This is a genomic window from Peribacillus frigoritolerans, assembly GCF_030676415.1.
Taxonomy (GTDB): Bacteria; Bacillota; Bacilli; order Bacillales; family DSM-1321; genus Peribacillus; species Peribacillus frigoritolerans_A.
In genome coordinates, this window is sequence record NZ_JAUUTW010000010.1 from 23,439 (window position 1) to 43,131 (window position 19,693).

At 38.6% G+C, this 19,693-nt stretch carries 16 protein-coding genes and 1 pseudogene; 15 read left to right on the plus strand and 2 right to left on the minus strand.

The window, feature by feature from the left end; translation table 11 throughout:
* Window positions 1–83: 83 nt before the first annotated feature.
* Both nasC and cobA read left to right on the plus strand, forming a co-directional pair.
* Window positions 84–2,234, plus strand: a complete 2,151-nt coding sequence (nasC, locus tag Q8G36_RS11685; protein WP_305160332.1) for an assimilatory nitrate reductase catalytic subunit NasC — start codon at window positions 84–86, stop codon at window positions 2,232–2,234.
* A 110-nt stretch (window positions 2,235–2,344) separates the two neighbouring features.
* Window positions 2,345–3,115 (plus strand): uroporphyrinogen-III C-methyltransferase, encoded by a 771-nt coding sequence (gene cobA, locus Q8G36_RS11690; protein ID WP_305160333.1) that lies wholly within the window; start codon window positions 2,345–2,347, stop codon window positions 3,113–3,115.
* A gap of 200 nt (window positions 3,116–3,315) precedes the next feature.
* Here the strand turns inward: cobA and Q8G36_RS11695 are convergent, their stop codons facing one another.
* Window positions 3,316–3,591: a MerR family transcriptional regulator gene (locus Q8G36_RS11695; RefSeq protein WP_269467089.1), complete on the minus strand. Its 276-nt coding sequence runs from the start codon at window positions 3,589–3,591 to the stop codon at window positions 3,316–3,318.
* Window positions 3,592–3,846: 255 nt separating this feature from the next.
* Between Q8G36_RS11695 and nirB the strand changes: the two genes are divergently transcribed.
* The 6 genes from nirB to Q8G36_RS11725 all read left to right on the plus strand — a co-directional run bounded on the left by nirB (window position 3,847) and on the right by Q8G36_RS11725 (window position 10,750).
* Complete coding sequence (gene nirB, locus Q8G36_RS11700; RefSeq protein ID WP_305160334.1) at window positions 3,847–6,261, plus strand: nitrite reductase large subunit NirB; 2,415 nt, start codon at window positions 3,847–3,849, stop codon at window positions 6,259–6,261.
* 17 nt (window positions 6,262–6,278) lie between these two features.
* Entirely contained in the window at window positions 6,279–6,596 is a 318-nt protein-coding gene (gene nirD / locus Q8G36_RS11705; RefSeq protein ID WP_305160335.1) for a nitrite reductase small subunit NirD, read from the plus strand.
* 483 nt (window positions 6,597–7,079) lie between these two features.
* The gene (locus Q8G36_RS11710) at window positions 7,080–8,699 is read left to right on the plus strand and encodes a family 14 glycosylhydrolase (RefSeq protein ID WP_305160336.1); all 1,620 of its coding nucleotides are present in this window, start codon (window positions 7,080–7,082) and stop codon (window positions 8,697–8,699) included.
* Window positions 8,700–8,920: 221 nt separating this feature from the next.
* Window positions 8,921–9,346: an OsmC family protein gene (locus Q8G36_RS11715; protein ID WP_305160337.1), complete on the plus strand. Its 426-nt coding sequence runs from the start codon at window positions 8,921–8,923 to the stop codon at window positions 9,344–9,346.
* 367 nt (window positions 9,347–9,713) lie between these two features.
* Window positions 9,714–10,034, plus strand: a complete 321-nt coding sequence (locus tag Q8G36_RS11720; RefSeq protein ID WP_305160338.1) for a hypothetical protein — start codon at window positions 9,714–9,716, stop codon at window positions 10,032–10,034.
* A 254-nt stretch (window positions 10,035–10,288) separates the two neighbouring features.
* Window positions 10,289–10,750, plus strand: a complete 462-nt coding sequence (locus Q8G36_RS11725) for a hypothetical protein (protein WP_305160339.1) — start codon at window positions 10,289–10,291, stop codon at window positions 10,748–10,750.
* A gap of 702 nt (window positions 10,751–11,452) precedes the next feature.
* Here the strand turns inward: Q8G36_RS11725 and Q8G36_RS11730 are convergent.
* Window positions 11,453–11,641 carry a recombinase family protein gene (locus Q8G36_RS11730; RefSeq protein WP_336622963.1) on the minus strand — a complete coding sequence of 63 codons (189 nt, stop codon included), beginning with the start codon at window positions 11,639–11,641 and terminating at the stop codon, window positions 11,453–11,455.
* Between the two features lie 255 nt (window positions 11,642–11,896).
* Between Q8G36_RS11730 and Q8G36_RS11735 the strand changes: the two are divergent.
* The 7 genes and pseudogenes from Q8G36_RS11735 to Q8G36_RS11765 all read left to right on the plus strand — a co-directional run.
* A pseudogene (locus Q8G36_RS11735) lies at window positions 11,897–12,136 on the plus strand (ArsR/SmtB family transcription factor); the annotation flags it as partial.
* A 93-nt stretch (window positions 12,137–12,229) separates the two neighbouring features.
* Entirely contained in the window at window positions 12,230–12,622 is a 393-nt protein-coding gene (locus Q8G36_RS11740) for an SRPBCC family protein (protein WP_305160428.1), read from the plus strand.
* Window positions 12,623–12,703: 81 nt separating this feature from the next.
* Complete coding sequence (locus tag Q8G36_RS11745; protein WP_305160341.1) at window positions 12,704–13,297, plus strand: YdeI/OmpD-associated family protein; 594 nt, start codon at window positions 12,704–12,706, stop codon at window positions 13,295–13,297.
* An 810-nt stretch (window positions 13,298–14,107) separates the two neighbouring features.
* Window positions 14,108–15,988 carry a transporter substrate-binding domain-containing protein gene (locus tag Q8G36_RS11750; protein WP_305160429.1) on the plus strand — a complete coding sequence of 627 codons (1,881 nt, stop codon included), beginning with the start codon at window positions 14,108–14,110 and terminating at the stop codon, window positions 15,986–15,988.
* A gap of 24 nt (window positions 15,989–16,012) precedes the next feature.
* A complete protein-coding gene (locus Q8G36_RS11755) occupies window positions 16,013–17,389 on the plus strand; it encodes a sigma-54-dependent transcriptional regulator (protein ID WP_305160342.1) in 1,377 nt (458 codons plus the stop codon).
* A 162-nt stretch (window positions 17,390–17,551) separates the two neighbouring features.
* Window positions 17,552–18,559: a TAXI family TRAP transporter solute-binding subunit gene (locus Q8G36_RS11760; RefSeq protein ID WP_305160343.1), complete on the plus strand. Its 1,008-nt coding sequence runs from the start codon at window positions 17,552–17,554 to the stop codon at window positions 18,557–18,559.
* A gap of 19 nt (window positions 18,560–18,578) precedes the next feature.
* Entirely contained in the window at window positions 18,579–19,679 is a 1,101-nt protein-coding gene (locus Q8G36_RS11765; RefSeq protein WP_305160344.1) for an ABC transporter substrate-binding protein, read from the plus strand.
* Window positions 19,680–19,693: the final 14 nt, after the last annotated feature.

Sequence of the window (19,693 nt, forward strand, 5' to 3'; positions counted from 1 at the left end):
TTTGATTCACGACTGAGATAAACGGATAAATGTCTGTACCATGAAAAAATTCAAAGAAATCCATGAGTAAAGGGTGAGGAGCCTTGACCGAATTATTATTAAAGTATTTCCGCACGAAGCAACAAGAGGTCCAATCAGAAAAACGATATGATACACAATGTCCATTTTGCAGCATGCAGTGTAAGATGCAGCTGTTGGAACAAACAATAGTGACAAGAAAAAAGTATATGACGATTGGAAAAGATAATCCAACCTCAGAGGGGCGCTTATGCATTAAAGGAATGAATGCACACCAACATGCTTTGCATAAAGATCGAATTAAATACCCATTATTTAAAAAAAATGGGGAATTTGTTCGAATATCATGGGAGGAAGCATTAAACCACATTAAGGAGAATTTCACTAAGATTCAAGCAGAAGATGGTGTAAATGCATTATCTGTTTATGGGAGTGCATCCATTTCAAATGAAGAAGCCTATTTGCTTGGGAAATTTGCAAGAGTGGCTTTAAAAACAAAGTATATAGATTATAATGGCCGTTTGTGCATGTCTGCAGCTGCTTCCGCAGCAAGCCAAACGTTTGGTATGGACAGGGGCCTAACCAACAGCTTATCAGAGGTTCCGTTCACAAAATGCATGATCTTGGCGGGCACGAATATTGCGGAATGCCAGCCGACCATCATCCCGTACTTTGAGAAAGCGAAACAAAATGGGGCATATATCATTGCTGTAGATCCACGAGAAACAGCAACAACGAAAATGGCCGACTTACATCTAAAGGTAAAACCAGGGATGGATGCCGCCTTGGCAAACGGGTTATTGAAAGTGATCATTGAAGAGGATTTTACTGATGAAGCATTTATCCAGGACCGTGCAAATGGCTACAACGAAGTTAAAGAGTATGTTACATCTTTAAAGTTGGAGGAAATTGCAGAAATGACAGGGGTGCCTAGCGACCAAATTCAAAAAGCAGCTGCAATGTTCGGGAAAGAAGAATCAGGAATGATTTTTACAGCAAGGGGTGTTGAGCAGCATACAGATGGTTCAGCTGCCGTTCGTAATTTTCTTAATATTCTTATTGCTACAGGAAAAATCGGAAAAGTGAATTCAGGCTATGGAGCTATTACTGGACAGGGGAATGGGCAGGGAGCAAGAGAACATGGCCAAAAGGCAGACCAGCTTCCGGGGTATCGTATGATTGAAAATGAGGAACATAGATTACATATTGCAAGAATATGGGGAATTGATGAGGCTGATTTGCCGCGTAAAGGTGTCTCAGCATACGAAATGATAGAGAAGATAAATGAAGGTGAAATTACCGGCATGTTTTTAATGTGTTCCAATCCAATTGTTTCAAATCCCAATGCTAACTTTGTCAAAAAGGCTTTGAAAAAATTAAAGTTTCTTGTCGCAGTAGACATGTTCGTTTCTGAAACTGCTAGATTGGCTGATTTAATTTTACCTACTTCGTCTTATTTAGAGGATGAAGGAACGATGACAAATTTAGAAGGAAGGGTAACGCTTCGGGAAGCCAGTTTTTCATCTCCTGGGGAAGTGAAGCATGATTGGCAAATCATTTGTGATATAGCTAAAGCTCTTGGAAAAGGGGAGCATTTCCCCTTTCAATCTGCGAAAGAGATTTTCGAAGAATTGAGAGTGGCAAGCCGCGGGGGGACCGCTGATTATTTTGGTATAACGTATGATCGATTAAGAAAGGAAGGAGGCATATTGTGGCCATGCCCAACCATTGACCATAAAGGGACAAAAAGGTTATTCGAAACGTCTTTTGCCCACCCGGATGGAAAGGCGGCCATGGTTGTGGTTAATAATGTGCCTCTTGTTCCAAAAGAACAGCCATGTACGGATTTTCCACTTTATTTAACAACAGGAAGAATCATGTCACATTATTTAACAGGGGTACAAACGAGAAAAAGCTCATCATTAGCCGCAAGAAATTTTGAATCATATATGGAAATCCATCCGGAAACAGCAAAGAAATATCATATTCCAGACAATACATTGGTGAAAATCGAATCAAGGCGGGGAAGTATTGTTGTAAGAAGCAAATGGTCAGCAACCATTCGCCATGATACTATATTCGTTCCTTTTCATTGGGCAGACTCACAAAATGTCAATCGCCTCGTTTCACAGGATTTAGACCCGACATGCAAAATGCCTGGCTTTAAAGTCAGTGCTGTAAAAGTGCATCCTATAGTAGAGTTAACGTCTAATTAAAGGGAGGTTTTCTTCCCGTTCATCATAACTTTTTTAGGTTCAATCATAATTGAACAGCAGAGCCTAATTACACAGAGCTTTCATGACTTAACAACAAAAGGGGAAAAAGGATGGAAAAAGGTAAGGTCTATATTGTTGGTGCCGGACCTGGTGCTCCGGACTTAATTACTGTCAAGGCAACCAAATGCATCGCGGAAGCGGATGTCATCTTGTATGATCGATTGGTAAATCGTGAATTGCTTTTATACGGTAAACCTGAAGCTGAATACATTTATTGCGGTAAAGCGCCTGGTAAACATTGTGTCCCTCAAGAGGACATTCACCACTTGTTAATTAGTAAATCAATGGAAGGAAAAACGATTGTTCGTCTAAAAGGGGGAGATCCTTTCATTTTTGGTCGAGGCGGTGAGGAAGCAGAAGTGCTAGTAAAGCAAGGAATTCAATTTGAAATAGTTCCTGGAATCACGTCTGGAATCGCTGCGCCAGCTTATGCTGGAATTCCCGTGACTCACAGGGAACGGGGGAGTTCCTTCGCAATTGTCACAGGACACAGCGTGACCGGCAAACCTGATAACATCAACTGGCGTCATTTGGCACATGGTGTTGACACCATTGCTATTTATATGGGTATTAAAAACCTTCCTTATATCTGTAAACAATTACGCTCCTGCGGAAAGAAGCCTGAAACTGCTATTGCTGTCATCGAACAAGGAACGACAGGTTTTCAACGAACTTTTACAGGAACAATCGATTCGATAGTGGCGATCGTTACAAGAGAGCAGGTTGCCAATCCCGCCATGATTGTAATAGGAGAAGTGGTGAATTTATCCGAGAAATTATCATGGTTTTCAGAGAAGACAAAAGATAAGGAGTTCGCTTAGAAGAGGAATGATTAGTCAGAAAACTTTTACTTTAATGAAAATGGAAAACTGGACATGAAAGTCATCATGTCCAGTGTAACAATGTTAACAGCTATTTTAATAATGCAAGGTGAAATTTTGACCTGGTCAATCGAAGTCTGAAATAAGGAGAGTCATCGTACTTATTGAATCGGTTAATAATTCCGGTTGCTTAGCGAAAATCAATTACGTAAGCCAAAATGTGCATTTAATTGGCCTTGCAGCATTTTTTTTCGCATTTTTTCCTGTTCAATTTTTCTGTTCTCTTTTAATTTTTCCTGTCTAATTTCATTGGTTTGCACCCCATCCTCTATTTTATCGGCGATTTCAACTAATGCCTTGACATCGGAAAATGAGTATTTACGGTTACCACCCTTAGACCTTTCAGGGAAAACGAGTTTTCTTTCTTCATAGTAACGGATTTGTCTATCGGATAATCCGGTTAATTCTCTGACCACCCCTATGGAAATCACTTTTCTGTCTAAATAAGATTCTTTTTGCTGGACGATGAAAATCACCTCATTTTGGATTTATGCTAGATCAATAAGGATATTATATCCTAATTTTCTGAATATTTGTAATAAAAACTAACATTAATTATTAATTTTTAAAAACTATGTAAGATTTTATAACACACTTGTAGCGATAAAAAGTGACGTCACCTATAATCAATCATATCATCCTTTCAAAAAAATCTTATTGGAGGACAAAACATGGCTAAGCAGAAATTGGCACTCATTGGGAATGGTATGGCTGGAGTAAGATGTATAGAAGAAATTTTGAAAATTCAACCGGAAAGGTTTGAGGTGACTGTCTTCGGAAGTGAGCCGCATCCGAATTATGATCGAATCCAACTATCGAATGTATTGCAAGGGGCTACGACGATAGATGATATTACAATAAATGATTGGAACTGGTACAAAGAGAACAAGATTACACTTTTTTCAGGTGAAACGGTCACGAACATCGACACCACAAAGCAAATCATATATTCAGATGCAAATCGTGAAGTCGCATATGATCGATTAATTTTAGCTACCGGATCAATCCCTTTCATACTACCGATAAAGGGGGCGGATAAAAAAGGAGTGACAGCCTTTCGAAATATTGAAGATTGCGAAAAAATGATTGAATATTCAATAAATAATAAAAAGGCTGCTGTCATTGGTGGAGGATTACTGGGTCTTGAAGCAGCCAGGGGTCTTTTAAATCTAGGTATGCAGGTAGATGTTATTCACCTTTCGGAATATTTGATGGATAGACAGTTAGATCCAACAGCAGGAAAAATGCTGCAAAGGGAACTTGAAAGCCAGGGAATGAATTTTCATCTTGGGAAACAGACTCAGGAGGTTTTAGGTGAAATTGATGTCAAAGGATTGCGCTTTAGTGATGGCGAGGAAATCAGCGCCGATTTAGTGGTCATGGCAGTTGGGATTAAGCCAAATGTTGCTATGGCTCAAAATTGCGGCATCCCTGTCAATCGTGGAATTATCGTGGATGATTATATGGAGACAAGGATCCCGAATATTTTTGCAGTTGGTGAATGTGCCGAACATCGTGAAATGGTGTATGGCTTGGTCGCTCCCCTATATGAACAGGGCAAAGTATTAGCCAAAAGGATTTGCGGCCTGGAAGGCAAAGCTTACGAGGGTTCAGTGCTGTCTACTAAGTTAAAAATATCTGGTGTTGATGTATTTTCGGCTGGAGAAATTTTCGAGGATGAACAAGCCAAATCAATCAAGGAATTTAATGAATGGAATGGCACTTACAAAAAAGTAATGATTCGAAATGGGAAAATTTCTGGTGCGGTATTATTCGGGGATACAAAGGAAAGCAATAACCTATTGAGCATGATCAATAAAAATGCCGAGGTTTCCGAATATTTAAATGTTGGAACAAGTGAACCTAGTGTTAGTCTTGTCACTGCGATGTCAAATGAGGAAATCATCTGTGGTTGTAATGGAGTAACCAAGGGCGATATTGTGACGGCTATCGAATCTAATGGGTTAACAAGTATTGAGGAAGTAAAAGGCTGCACAAGTGCTTCGAGATCATGCGGAGGGTGTAAGCCATTAGTCGGTGATATTCTCGAGCTGACATTAGGCGCTGAATTCAGTAAGTCAAACCAGAAGGAATCCATATGCACATGCACCACATTATCCAGAGATGAGGTTGTTGCTGAAATACGCGAAAAAAATCTGACCCATACTCGGGAAGTCATGAATGTTCTCGGCTGGAATACAAGTGATGGTTGCTCGAAGTGTAAACCGGCACTGAACTATTACTTAGGCATGATCCATCCTGTTGAATATGAAGATGAAAAAGAATCCCGCTATGTCAATGAAAGGCTACATGCAAATATTCAAAAGGATGGTACATTTTCCGTTGTGCCAAGAATGTATGGCGGCGTCACTAATCCCGAGCAATTGCGGAAAATAGCAAATGTTGCCGATAAGTATAATGTTAAGTTACTTAAGGTTACAGGCGGGCAAAGAATAGATTTGTTCGGCGTTGAAAAAGAAGATCTTCCAAAAGTATGGGCTGACCTGGATATGCCTTCTGGATATGCTTATGGAAAAACCCTTCGAACTGTGAAAACATGCGTCGGTGAAAACTTTTGCCGCTTTGGCACTCAAGATTCAATTGGGCTGGGCATTGCCCTGGAGAAGAAATTTGAACGTGTAGGAACACCGCATAAGGTTAAGATGGCCGTGTCGGCATGCCCTCGTAATTGTGCTGAATCCGGTATCAAAGATCTTGGTGTTGTCGGTGTTGACGGCGCATGGGAAATTTATATTGGCGGCAATGGCGGTACCCATTTAAGAGCTGCTGAATTATTATGCAAAGTGAAAACAAGTGATGAGGTAATTGAAATTACGGGTGCATACATCCAACATTATCGAGAGACTGCCAATTATTTAGAGAGAACGTCTGTCTGGGTTGAGCGTGTAGGGTTCGATACGATTAAGGCGATTATTGGTGATAAGCATAAAAGGATTGAGCTTAATCAACGTTTAGATGAGGCCTTATCGGTATTGCAAGAACCGTGGAAAGAAATCATTGAGAGCAATGCGATCCAAACCGGTTTATTTCAAAAAGTGAAAATTCCAGCTATAACAAATAAATGAATATGGGGGAAGCCTAAATGGGGAAAACTCTTCAAAAGATAAAGGTTTCAACAGTAAATGAGATACCAAAAAACCTGGGGAAAACAGTAACCATAGGCTCTCATGAAATTGCTCTTTTCCATTTAGCAAATGGTGAATTCCGGGCTATTGAAAATCGTTGCCCACATAAAGGTGGAGTTCTGGTGGAAGGCATTGTGAGTGGTGATCACGTCTTTTGCCCGATGCATGACTGGAAAATCAGTGTCAAGGATGGAGAAGTCCAAAAACCTGATAATGGTTGCGTAAAGACATTCAATGTTGAAATAGAAGATGGTAATGTTTATATTGTTTTATAAAAATGCAGATACCCCGCTGCTCTGGATAGTGTCTTTATAGGACTATCCATCAGACTGTAGACAAACTCGAAGAAAGTCGAGTTTGTCTACAGTTTTTTAAGGGTTTGTACGATTTGAACGTTGCCTCCAGGCACTCGCTTTCCACGGTCGGTCCGCCTCGGCGCCTTTGCTCCTGTGGGGTCTCCCTTGGACACGCTTTTCCCGCAGGAGTCTCGCACATCCGCTCCAATCAACTTTGTTTTGAAATTTAGATAGGACCCTTTTGTCTAAAAACTGCTGGATAGTCCCTTATCGGACTATCCATTTTTCTTTGCGGAGTTATGAACTACATTCCACCGACGAAAAAAATTGATAAATATTTCCAAAACAAATATAATTTCTAGTAAAGGAATGTTTTATAAAACGAAAAGAATGTAAACGATTTCGAAGATATCCCGAAATTTAACAAATGAATAAAGTTATAGGGGAAAGGTTGGCGTTTTTATGAACAAATTATCGGTTGGCGTTTTTACCTTTATGCTGTATTTTGTTCCTTTATCAAGTACTTCACCTGGAATAGCAGAAGTAAAACCAGATTACAAGCTTTATGTGATGGCCCCATTGGGTGAAATAATAGATTGGGAGGCATTTGAAGCACAGCTGACCCAGTTGAAGGAAAATGGAGTATATGCAATAACGACAGATATCTGGTGGGGATTAGTCGAGAGTAAAAAAGATAATCAGTTTGATTGGTCCTATTATAAAAAATATGCGGAAACAGTGAAAGCCTCCGGTTTAAAATGGGTGCCCATTTTGTCTACACATCAATGCGGCGGTAATGTGGGGGATGATTGTAACTATCCCATCCCGAGTTGGCTCTGGAATAAAGACACTGACGAAAATATGGCATTCAAGAGTGAAAGTGGTTTCTGGAATAAGGAAGTACTAGCTCCTTGGTGGGAAGGTACAGCCGATCAATACAACGAATTGTATAAATCCTTTGCAAAGAATTTTGCTGATAAGAAGGACCTAATAGCTAAAATATATCTAAGTGCAGGACCAGCCGGGGAACTAAGATATCCCTCCTACCAGAATGCTGATGGCTGGGATTATCCTGAAAGGGGTCAGCTTCAAGTTTATACGGAAGGAGCAAAACGGGATTTCAGGCTTACCATGAGAGAAAAATATTCAACGATAAAAAAATTAAATGCTGCTTGGGGCAAAACGTATAAAAACTGGAATGAGATTCAGCCGCCAGGAAACGGGGATGAATTTTTCACCAGGGGCGGAGCAATCGATACACAATTTGGATACGACTTTATGCAGTGGTATCAAGGAGCACTCGAAAAGCATCTTGCAAAAATCTCTAAATTTGCCCATAAACATTTTGATGAAGTCTTTGGAGTGCCGCTTGGAGCTAAAATCTCAGGAGTCCATTGGAAAATGAATGATCCAGTACTGCCGCATTCAGCAGAGTATAGTGCCGGCTACTATAACTACTCCCAATTATTGAATCAATTTAAGAAATCGAATATGGCCCTCACTTTCACCTGTTTGGAAATGGGAGATCAAGAAGCACATACTGCACCATCCTATAGCGCTCCTAAAACGTTGGTGACCCATATTGCCTCTTTAGCTAATGAAAAAGGAATTTCTTTAAACGGGGAAAACGCACTCCCGCTGATCAATAATGAATGGGGCTTTGACAATATAGCAGAAATGGTTTTTAACCATGGTTTTGAAGGATTTACCTTGCTAAGGATGTCCTATTTATTCGACGATGAAGGTAATCCAACAAATGAGTTCAGGATGATGGCTGATAAATTGGAAGGCAAGACGATTCCAGTTACATTCACAGTTGAAAATGTACCTGCCACACAGGGAGTTTACTTAATTGGGGATAGAGGAGAAATCGGCAGATGGAATCCTGAAGATTACGAATATAAACTCACTCAAAGCACAGAAGGCAGCTGGAGTGGAACATTCCGTTTAGCCGCAGATCGATTCTATGAATTCAAGTTCGTCATGAAAGATGAAAATGGCAAAATCACTTGGCAAGATGGGGAAAATAATAGTTATAAAACTCCTTTGAATGGAGAAGGAAACTATAAAACTTCATGGTAGATGGATATATAGGGCCATGAGATAAAATCAGTATGACTAACTAAGTTGGTTTTTTGGAAATAATATAAGGTATTGAAAGTTCATCATCCAAGTACTCTTAATACACGTACTTCAATATTGGGTAAATATTATTTTAAGACTTAATTGATCTGTACTGACATTAAATAGACATGTGGACTATTTTTAGGACAAAACAACAAGAAAGGGAGGAATTGATTCAAATGAAGACAATGATTACATGGACAGGGGAAATGGCCTTCTCCGGCACAACTCCGTCGGGACATGAAATAAATTTGGATGCTGCCGAAGAAGTAGGAGGTAAAAATAGCGGAGCAAGACCCACTGAGTTACTTTTGCATTCTCTTGCCGGGTGCACAGGTATTGATATTGTAATGATTTTAAAAAAAATGCGATTGGAAACAAAGGGTTTTCAAATAGAAATAGAAGGGTCACGATCAGAAAATCACCCTAAACGGTTTACCGATTTTCATATCCACTATTTATTGGAGGGTGATCTGCCTGAAGATAAAGTGGTCCGTGCGATTCAATTATCCAAAAATACTTACTGTTCAGTATATCACTCATTAAATGCCAACATTAAAATCAGCTATTCGATAAATGGTTTGAAAGGAAAACAAGACTTATAATGTTTTATTTAAGGTACTATCATTTAACAGAAAGTTGCTTTACATCCATATAAGAAAAACAGCCTTCATTTTCATAAGTAAAATGGAGGCTGTTTTCGGCTGAAATGAACATCCTTGTTTCATGGATAATCATCTATGCCAAAACGTTGCGAACCACAGAAAATAATCCCTCTGCATGTTAATCCTGTGCATATTTTCAAGAAAAAACCAATCTCTAATTTATTTTCCGGATTCAGCATTCCATTTTGTGGGGTGAAAGGGTTTATTTAGTCAGCAAGTAATCAAAATGTAACGTTTGTCATTGGAATGCCCTTGATGTTAGGAGTTTATCCATATAAACTTTAGATACTATTGAGGAGTGGTTAAGTTGAAAGAGATAACAATTGATAAATTAATATTTAAAGATCATTTATCGATGATTGAACAATATTCATTGAAAGATTTTATGTTTAAGTGGCTCGGCAGCCCCGAAGAAGGATTAGATGAACTTCTTCCGCTTAAATACACAGATGAAGTCTTTGCAAAAATGGAAACGACATTGGAGACAAAAATAAAGATCCACGGAGATGAAACCTTCAGATATGTCACCATTACGGAAGATAATCAAATTGTAATAGGAGGCTTAGACTCTAATCAAGAGTTAAAGTTTAGAATTGTGTCCCTGGAGGACCGTTTGAAAAGCTACTAAAACATAAGACTTAGCATTGTATACTTACCAGACAGATAAATAATTGAGGCCGTTCCTTATTTAAGGAATGGCCTTTTTAAGGTTCTGAACTGCACTCGATAGTAATAGGAAATCCCGCGACTTTGCCAGTTGATCGAGTAATTCTATAAATTTGCGATATTTTGGATTAATTTAACAAAATATCAACGATTAATGGTTTGTCTTCGTGTATTATAAAGTAATGAAGTCGATTAAAACAATTGGGGGGAATTGAGATGAGCGAGACGTTGGCAAGTTCATTAAAAACGCTTTTGAAAGAAACATTCGAGGGACCTGGAAATGAAGGGAGCTATTATACTGATTCAAGACCGAATACAGGGGTTTTTGGGACTCTTGATGGTTTAACCGCAGAAGATGCTTCACGTTCCATAAGTGGATCAACAATTGCTGCTCACTCAGACCACATAAGGTATTATTTATGGGTGATCCGATCAATGATCAATGGCACAGACTTTGAAAAAGATTGGGACGCAAGCTGGACCATCGCTACTGTTGATGAGGTGAAATGGGCGGAAATCAGGGATGGGTTACATAAAGAATATGTAACTCTTTTCGCAGAAATCGATACAATCGATTTAGGAAAATGGCTGACAAATGTAAATGCGACCATTGCCCACTCGGCTTATCATCTTGGAGCGTTACGGCAAATGATAAAAAGCCTTGAAATAGAAAAATAATTTAAGATATTGAGGGTTTGTAAAATGCTTGGAACATAGGGCACTCGCTTTCCCAGGGCTTTGCGCCTTAGGGTCTCCCTTGGACACGCTTTTCCCGCAGGAATCTCGTACCTTCCGTTCCAATGAACTGGAATTTTTTTAAAAAAACTATAGGCTGGTCTCATTTCGAACCTTGTTTAGGACTAGTTTACCCTTTATAGTTTTTTCCTGTTTTAAGAAACCCTCTCCGGATTGAAGAAATTTACGACACTCCTGCCGAATAACTGGCTTGCCGAGACCCCGCAGAGGCTTTCTTTGATGTGACTTGGCAGCCAGTCGGCGTAAAGGGAGCGAATTTCTGAAAGCAACGGGATCTTTTTATTTGAGGGTTCGTAAAATCTGATCAATTGATTTCCATCATATATATTTGAATGAAGTCATTATTAATTTCATACTTAAGCCGTCCTAATCTCACGCCATTATTCTTGGCCACTCCAATTCCTTCAGCCTGTCGTTGCTTATTTTCTTACATTCCTACTCAGCCATATATGAAAGCAGATATAAAAATTGATCCTCCATTAATTTACCAGTCTCACCCACGCCTCAGGAATTCCTACTATCATAAAAGTGTCTCATTTTCTAGTACCACAATATCTGCGTACAGATCTCGAGTAATAGACTTTCATTCTCGAATGATACCATCATAATCTCTACCCAATCTATCTAGTGAATCAAGGTGAAAATGATTAAGAGCATCCCTTGATATTGAGGCCGGTTAAAATCTTTTCCACTGTGCTTATCAATGAAGATATATCGTTCTTCAATTCCAAGATCACGAAATTTTTTAAGCTTCCGTTCTGAATTTTGATCTTTTGCTGAAACGTGAGCATAGCCAATTATCAATATTAGCAACTAACAATATTGGTTATTCAAGTAAAAATCATAGTTTGTGAAGAAATGTACTTTAATTAACGGGGAAGTTTAGCTGTAACCGGATTTAATAAGTTTGAAGATTAATCTATTGAACAAATAATGAAGAAGGGACCTTAATACTTGATGATAGGAGAATAAAACAACTACCGTGATGTCAATAATAAAATTGACAGGACACCAATTAGTGTCATATAGTAAAAGACACCAATTGGTGTCCAATAAAGGGGGGGGATTTTGAACGAGCAAAATCAAAATCAAGAGCGTGATATTTATGTAGCCATTGCTGACCCAACAAGACGTAAATTGCTACATTTGTTGGCGGACGTGGAAGAATTGCCACTCAATGAGTTGACCGTTCATTTTGAAATGGGTCGTACTGCGGTTTCAAAGCATTTGGCAATCCTTAAAGAGGCCCGTCTAGTAATTAGCAGAAAGATCGGCAGGGAAACGCGGTATCGGCTGAATGCTGCCCCGCTGAAAGAAATTGAGGATTGGGTATCGTTTTACAGGAAATTTTGGAGTGAAAGAATATTACTTTTAAACCGAATATTACAGGAGGAACAAAAGATGAATTTAACAGTATCACAAGATTTTAATTTTAAGAGCCCAATCGAGAAGGTGTGGCTCGCCTTAACGGATGCAAATACTCTTGCGAAGTGGGTAATGGCTAATGATATTAAACCTGTAGTCGGACATAAATTTCAGTTTCGGAATGAACAGTGGAATTTAATTATCGATTCCGAAGTTCTTGAAGTGGAGGAGCCTTATAAGTTAGCTTACACTTGGGTAGGTGGAGGGATAAACACTACAGTCACATGGACATTAAGGCACGAGGATGGAACAACCTATTTACATCTTGACCAATCAGGATTCGAAAAAGAAGATCAAGCGTTCAATGGTGCAAAATATGGTTGGGCGAAAATGGGCGAAGAACTTAAAAAAGTGTTAGTGGAAATGTAAGACCAAACCTCTGAACCTGTTTTTTAGTATTTAGCTGGGCGTATATGAAAAGCAAACGCTAGGAAAGAGGAGTGTTCCGTGATGACAAATAGTAGAATGAATCCTAAGGTTGATGAATTTTTAAGTAAGTCTAAAAAGTGGAAAGAAGAATATGAGACGTTAAGAAATATCGTTCTTGACTGTGAGCTGACCGAAGAATTTAAGTGGATGCATCCTTGTTATACGTTCGAGAAAAAAAACATCGTTTTAATACATGGATTTAAAGAATATTGTGCGCTTCTGTTTCACAAAGGTGCCTTGTTAAAGGATACCCATGGGATTCTAATCCAACAAACGGAGAATGTACAGGGGGCTCGCCAGATTCGGTTCACCAATGTTCAAGAAATAGTTGCAACGGAAACCATTCTGAAAGCCTATATTCATGAAGCCATTGCAGTCGAGAAAGCCGGTTTGGAAGTGAATTTTAAAAAAAATACAGAATTCGTAATTCCTGAAGAACTTCAAAATAAATTTAATGAAATCCCTGCCTTGAAAACGGCTTTTGAAGCATTGACCCCGGGACGGCAAAGAGCATACATTCTTTACTTTTCTCAACCCAAACAATCCAAAACTCGAGAGTCAAGAGTTGAAAAATGTATGCAGAATATCCTCAATGGAAAGGGATTAAAGGATTAATATATTCGGTGAGAAAGTAAATGAATCAAGCGTTAAGATATTACCTCTATTTGCGTTCATTCGATCTCCTTTTTGGATCCCCCAGGTTACCACTTAATCAAATAACTTAAGCAAACTACCGTGGAAAGTGTGTTATTCCATTATAGGGCGCTTTTATGGAATAACAAAAGCCCCATTTTTCAATTTTAATACTGAGAAATGGGGCTTTTCATTCTGAAATTTCGATTTGGGAAAATGGACGGCAAATTGAAAAATAATTCAACAAATTGAGTCTTTGTAAACTGACTGGAACGTAGGGCACTCGCTTTTCCCGTAGGAGTCTCGTACCTTCCGTTCCAATCAACTGGCTCTTTTTTTAGGCAAACTGACATTTATTAAGAAGTCTATTCCTAACCTAAAACCCCGCAAAGGTTGCTGGGTTTATATTTATTTCGTTAAAGAGCTAATGGATCGTTTTGAAGCTTGTAAAAGTAACAAGTAAAATCTCTATTTTAATTTTAATTTTAATCCAACACCTTAGCTAGGTTAGAACAGGTTATGCATTCAGAAACACACACCTTTTTGTAGGTTATTGTTATATTGTGTCAGATAATACTAAGAATCCTTTACATTTTAAAGGGTTCAAGTCCTAATTGGAGAAGTATATTATCATGATGTTTTTAGCCGAGGAATACTGACTGCAAGGATTTTGGCGTAGAAGGAGGGCTCTTAATTAAAAAGCAACTGTTTAAGCTATGTATATTTTGTTTTATAATCTTTGTTCAAACGTTTTGGTCTCCAGCTGTTTTTGCTGAACAAAAAACATTTATAATTGCTGGAGAAAGTGATCTTCCTCCATTTTCATTTGAAAATGAAGCTGGTGAACTGAAAGGCATCAATATTGATTTAATGGAGGAAATTGCAAAATATAATGGCGTAGATTTCAAATATATTCCGATGAGGATGGAAGAAGCCGAAAAAGCCTTAAGTAATGGAACAATTGATGCAATTGTTGGAAGTACCTATAATACCGAAAAAGATAACCAACTTGATTTCACTCAATCCTATTTTACAATGTCCCAATCAATAATCATTCCTAGTAAAAGGAAACAGGATATTCATACGTTAACGGATCTGCGTGATTCACATGTTGTCCTTGACCATAACACTCCAGTAATCAGTACATTTCTCAATATGAGGAATACAAATTTAACAACCGTTTCGAATCAATACTCGGGTATTTTAACATTATTGAACAACCGTGCAGATGTATTCATCGGAAACAAATGGACGGCAGATTTCTATTTAAAAAAGTTCCGCCAGGAAAAGAATTACATCATTCTCGATGAAGTCATTGAACCCGCGGATTATACGATTGCAGTGAAGAAAGGGAATCAATCACTTCTTTTCATGATGGACAATACACTCACACAACTTAAAGCAAACCGAAATATCAATGGGATAATCGATAAATGGGTCATGCCACAATCCAATCAAAAAATTGCCAGGCTGGAGCAATTCATATTCTGGTTGATCATAATCTTAACTGCCGTGGCCCTTATCCTTCTAATCATTTACATATGGAATCAAAAGCTAAAAAAATCCGTTCATAACCAGACGTTGAAGTTACATTTATTAAATAAGGATTTAGAGAAACAACGGCAAAACATCGCTAATGCTGAAGCGTTCAAAGATCAAATCTTAAACAATATCAATAATGGCATCATAACTTTCGATCTCGATTTCATGATTACCAGCTGCAATGCAAAGGCATCGGACATTCTCAACATTTCCAAGGAAATGATTCTGAATCTTATGAATCATTCGCAATTAATGAAGAATTTCGATGTTTTACATCAAGAACAAAATGAGAATAATCGTACGGGTTCTTTTCGGATCTTGGTATTTAATGAGGAAAATGAACAGAAGGTGATTTCATATTCGATGCATAAGATGTTCAATTCTGAAGATATACAAACCGGATACTTACTTTCCATGAATGATGAGACGGAAAAGAAAACATTGGAGAAAAAATTGGTCACACAAGAAAAGCTGCACGCTCTTGGTCAACTAGTTGCAGGTGTCGCACATGAAATAAGGAATCCTTTAACATCGATTAAAACATTCATTGATTTACTTCCCAGTAAATATGATAATCCTCAATTCCGACAAGTTCTAATGGAACACTTGCCTACTGAAGTTAACCGTTTGAATGCGATTGTTACCGATTTAATTGAATATGCACGTCCGCGTCCGCCAAATATTACAAATTGCCACGCTCATGAACTTATATCATTACTTGCATTTCATAAGGTGACAATGGAAAAAAAACAAATAAATTTCGAGCAGACGATTGAGGAGGACCTTATTTTTTATATAGATTTACAACAAATTCAACAAGTACTTCTTAACTTGGTGTTGAATTCGATTCATGCCGTTGAAGAAAAAAAGGAAAAGACCATTAAAATCACCATTGATAAAGAGAACGAAAAGACAGGGCGGATTACCATATCCGATACGGGAAAAGGGATGAAACAGGAGGAACTGAACCATATTTTCGAGCCTTTTTTCACAAATAAAGAAAAGGGCGTCGGTTTGGGACTTACGTTATCGTATAGGCTAATTAAAGAAAATAACGGAGATATCCTTGTGAAAAGTTATCCTAATTCAGGAACGAAATTCACCATTTTACTACCTTTATTTATCGAATAGATGCCTGGAAAGAGGAGGAGTACTATGAAAATGCATGTATTGGTGATTGATGATGAACCTGCTATTTGCACCGCTCTTAGCTTTGCATTGGAAGATTCTTATCAAGTCGTGACAACTACTGACCCGGATGAGGGTCTTCGGAAAATCGACAATCAGCCTTTTGATATTGTGTTACTTGATTTGAGAATAGGAAATAAAAGTGGACTAGATGTCCTACAGAAAATCAAACAAATAGCACCTAACGTAACAGTCATCATGATGACTGCCTATTCATCCATTGAAACTTCCATCGAGGCCATAAAAAAAGGAGCCTACTACTATATTGAAAAGCCAATTAATATAGAAGAACTTTCCTTGCTCTTGATGAGGGCAGCCGAATTCAAACAGATGTCCAATCAATTGGAGACATTACATGAAGAATTGGAGATTCAAAAGGGATTTGGTAACTTCCTTGGTAACAGCAAGGTGATGCAGCGTATTTTCTCAATGATTGAAAGAGTGAAAGATATTGATTCCAGTGTTCTTATCACGGGTGAAAGTGGTACTGGAAAGGAGCTTGTAGCCCGAAACATCCATACGCTAGGAAGAAGGAAAAACAATCCAATGCAGATTGTCAATTGTGCAGCAATTCCTGAGATGCTCCTGGAATCTGAATTATTCGGTTTTGAGAAGGGAGCATTTTCCGGTGCAACACAGAGAAAGGATGGGAAATTCGTTGCTGCTAATGGAGGCATCCTTTTTCTGGATGAGATTAGTGAAATGCCCCTACCTCTTCAAGCCAAATTATTACGGGTATTGCAGGAACGGGAAGTGACGCCTCTGGGATCCAATACAAAAATCTCACTGGATGTCCGTATTATAAGTGCAGCCAATAAAAACCTGGAACAAATGGTGATGGAAGGGAAATTCAGGGAGGATTTGTATTTTAGGCTAAATGTCATTCCCATCTCGATGCCGCCTTTAAGAGATAGAAAAGAAGATTTACCGATCCTTATGGATTATTTTATAAAAAAGCACGTTAAGGATATGAATCGTGAAGATAAGACGTTCTCGGCAGCCGCACGCCGGATTTTACTGGATTATCATTACCCTGGGAATGTCCGTGAGCTTGGTAACATTATAGAATATGCTGTTGCCCTATCAAACTCGAAAAAAATGGAGGATACCGACTTGCCGCAATATGTTCAAGAACAAAAGTTCATTCTCCAGCCCGATGGCAATGTCGACGATTATAACAGTTTCAGGATTCCTATTGGCATATCCATGAAAGAGATAGAAGAAAAAGTCATAACGGCCACTCTTCAATACTGTAAAAACCATCGGCAAAAAACAGCTCAAATTCTAAAAATTTCTGAAAGAAGCCTTCGTGATAAAATCAAGCTTATTTCAAAAGGGGAATAACAGGCTCATCGTATTAATCGGCAATTTTTTCTGGATAACCGGAAAAAACTGCCGGTTTATACTTGTAAAACATCCAAGAAATCGGCAGGATTTGCGTTTTAAAGCATAAAATCGACTTGGCATGGTATTTGCATTTAAATTCATTAAGAAAGGAGGGCCACGATGAAGAATGGAGCACTCTTTATAAAAGTCGCTTTGTTATTTTGTATTATGACAGGATGTTCTTTTATGAATGAGCAGCAGGAAATATCTAAACCTGCTACTACCCTGATTCAGAGGCAACTAACTTCTGAAGGGCAGGATTTAAATAATAGGATGCTAATCATTGGAACCGGAGATATGACAGGTGTTTATTTTTCATTAGGACAAAGATTATCAAACATGTATGAAAAATATAACGGAGCTGTGTCAGGAACCCAGGTAACCCATGCTTCAATCGAAAATACTGAATTGGTTAGCCGTCATCGGGCAGAAATTGGTTTTACCACAGTGGATGTACTTGATTTGCCTGAAACGGATAAATCCAAATTAAGAGCTTTAACGGCCCTATATTCCAATTATGTTCAAATTGTTACTTCTAAACAAAATGATATTGATTCCTTAGAAGATTTAGTTGGTAAACGAATTAGTGTGGGAACGGCAGGAAGCGGTACAAGGCTTATTGCAGAGCGGATACTGTTAGAATCTGATTTACCGACTGATCAATTGAATTTATCCTATCTTTCTTTTTCTCAATCTGCAGAAGCATTACGAAGTGGCACCATTGATGCAGCTTTCTTTTCTTCGGGAATTCCGAATAATGAAATCGCTTTCATATCCAAGCAGACGGAACTGACTTTCATTCCAATACCGGGGGACATCATTGAGCGCCTTCAAAAACAATATGGAGTTTATACTCATAATGAAATTCCCAAAGGTACATACAGGGGAATGAAAAAAAATGTCCAAACGATTTCAATTAAAAATGTCCTGGTAACCTACAAGGAAATGTCTGACCCTCATGCTTACAATCTTGTGAAAACATTATATGAACATCTGCCTGAACTGCAGCATACACATCCAGCTGCATCTGAAATTTCAATAAATGAAGGAACTAAACAAGTTCCACTTGATTTTCATCCAGGGGCCATGAATTATTTTACCGAACAAGGAATTATTGGAAATCAATGAAAAACGGGAGGAAATGACTATGAAAAAACTGATGAGTCTTTTATCAATAATAGTATTGATCGCTCTTACGGGATGTGGTAATCCTACTCCGCAAAAACCGGGGGAATCCGTACAAACGAGTACAGGTGAAAAAGGAGAGAAAAAAATAACGATAGCCGGTAATGGCGGTGTCATTGAAAGTGCCATCCGAGATGTGATCGCACCAAAGTTCAAAGAAGAAACGGGAATCACCGTTAATTATATTTCCGGTTTATCAGGTGAAATCCTATCCAAAGTGGAATTACAGAAGAACGCTCCGCAAATAGATGTTGCCCTTTTTGTACCGGTTGATGTAATTCGCGCTAAGGAGAAGGAACTGATCGTACCAATTGATGAGTCCAATGTTCCCAATATGAAATCGGTGGATCCACGTTTCATTCCGGTAGAAAATGCTGCCGCGCCAGCATTCGGTTTAGTCATTGCACCAGCGTATAATACGGAAACCTTTAAAAAGAAAGGGTTAAAATCAATTGAATCATGGAATGATCTTGTCTCACCTGATTACGAGGGTAAAACGGCATTTTCAGATATTACGAATGACTGGGGTTTCAATACCCTTAATGGTCTGGCGATTTCAAACGGCGGCAGTACGGAAGACATGGAAGCAGGTCTTGAAAAGGCAAAAGATCTTGCAGCGTATTCCAATACATTTTATAAAAACTCAACGCAAATGATGCCAGCGATCCAACAAGGAGCTGCTGATGTAACGGTCATGGGAAGTTATTCCATAGGTGAACTAGCCGTTTCAGGTATTCCCATTAAGATGTCTGTACCTAAAGAAGGCGTGCCTCTTCAAGCTTTCAGCGCTGGTCTAGTAAAAAATACGCCTAATAGCAAAGAAGCCCTTGAATTCATCAACTATGTAGTCAGTGAAGAAGCGCAAGCATTAATTTCCGAAAAAGGATTTTATCCGACAGTAGAAGGCATGAAAATCCCAGAGAAATATGAAGAGTCAATCGGACTTAAAGCAAGTGATAAAACATTCAAACCTGATTTCGCCAAGTTTGCTGAAATCCGTGCCGAGGTCTCAGACAGATGGGCGAAAGAGGTTACTCCTGAATTAGGGAAAAAACTCAAATAAAAAGGGGCGTGTCG

Bases quoted from the DNA above. Each gene is read 5' to 3' on its own strand.
- Q8G36_RS11765 (WP_305160344.1), top strand. From the start codon at position 18,579: ATGAAAAAACTGATGAGTCTTTTATCAATAATAGTATTGATCGCTCTT.
- Q8G36_RS11710 (WP_305160336.1), top strand. From the start codon at position 7,080: ATGAACAAATTATCGGTTGGCGTTTTTACCTTTATGCTGTATTTTGTT.
- nirB (WP_305160334.1), top strand. From the start codon at position 3,847: ATGGCTAAGCAGAAATTGGCACTCATTGGGAATGGTATGGCTGGAGTA.
- Q8G36_RS11745 (WP_305160341.1), top strand. From the start codon at position 12,704: ATGACAAATAGTAGAATGAATCCTAAGGTTGATGAATTTTTAAGTAAG.
- nirD (WP_305160335.1), top strand. From the start codon at position 6,279: ATGGGGAAAACTCTTCAAAAGATAAAGGTTTCAACAGTAAATGAGATA.
- Q8G36_RS11755 (WP_305160342.1), top strand. From the start codon at position 16,013: ATGAAAATGCATGTATTGGTGATTGATGATGAACCTGCTATTTGCACC.
- Q8G36_RS11760 (WP_305160343.1), top strand. From the start codon at position 17,552: ATGAAGAATGGAGCACTCTTTATAAAAGTCGCTTTGTTATTTTGTATT.
- Q8G36_RS11725 (WP_305160339.1), top strand. From the start codon at position 10,289: ATGAGCGAGACGTTGGCAAGTTCATTAAAAACGCTTTTGAAAGAAACA.
- cobA (WP_305160333.1), top strand. From the start codon at position 2,345: ATGGAAAAAGGTAAGGTCTATATTGTTGGTGCCGGACCTGGTGCTCCG.
- Q8G36_RS11740 (WP_305160428.1), top strand. From the start codon at position 12,230: ATGAATTTAACAGTATCACAAGATTTTAATTTTAAGAGCCCAATCGAG.
- Q8G36_RS11715 (WP_305160337.1), top strand. From the start codon at position 8,921: ATGAAGACAATGATTACATGGACAGGGGAAATGGCCTTCTCCGGCACA.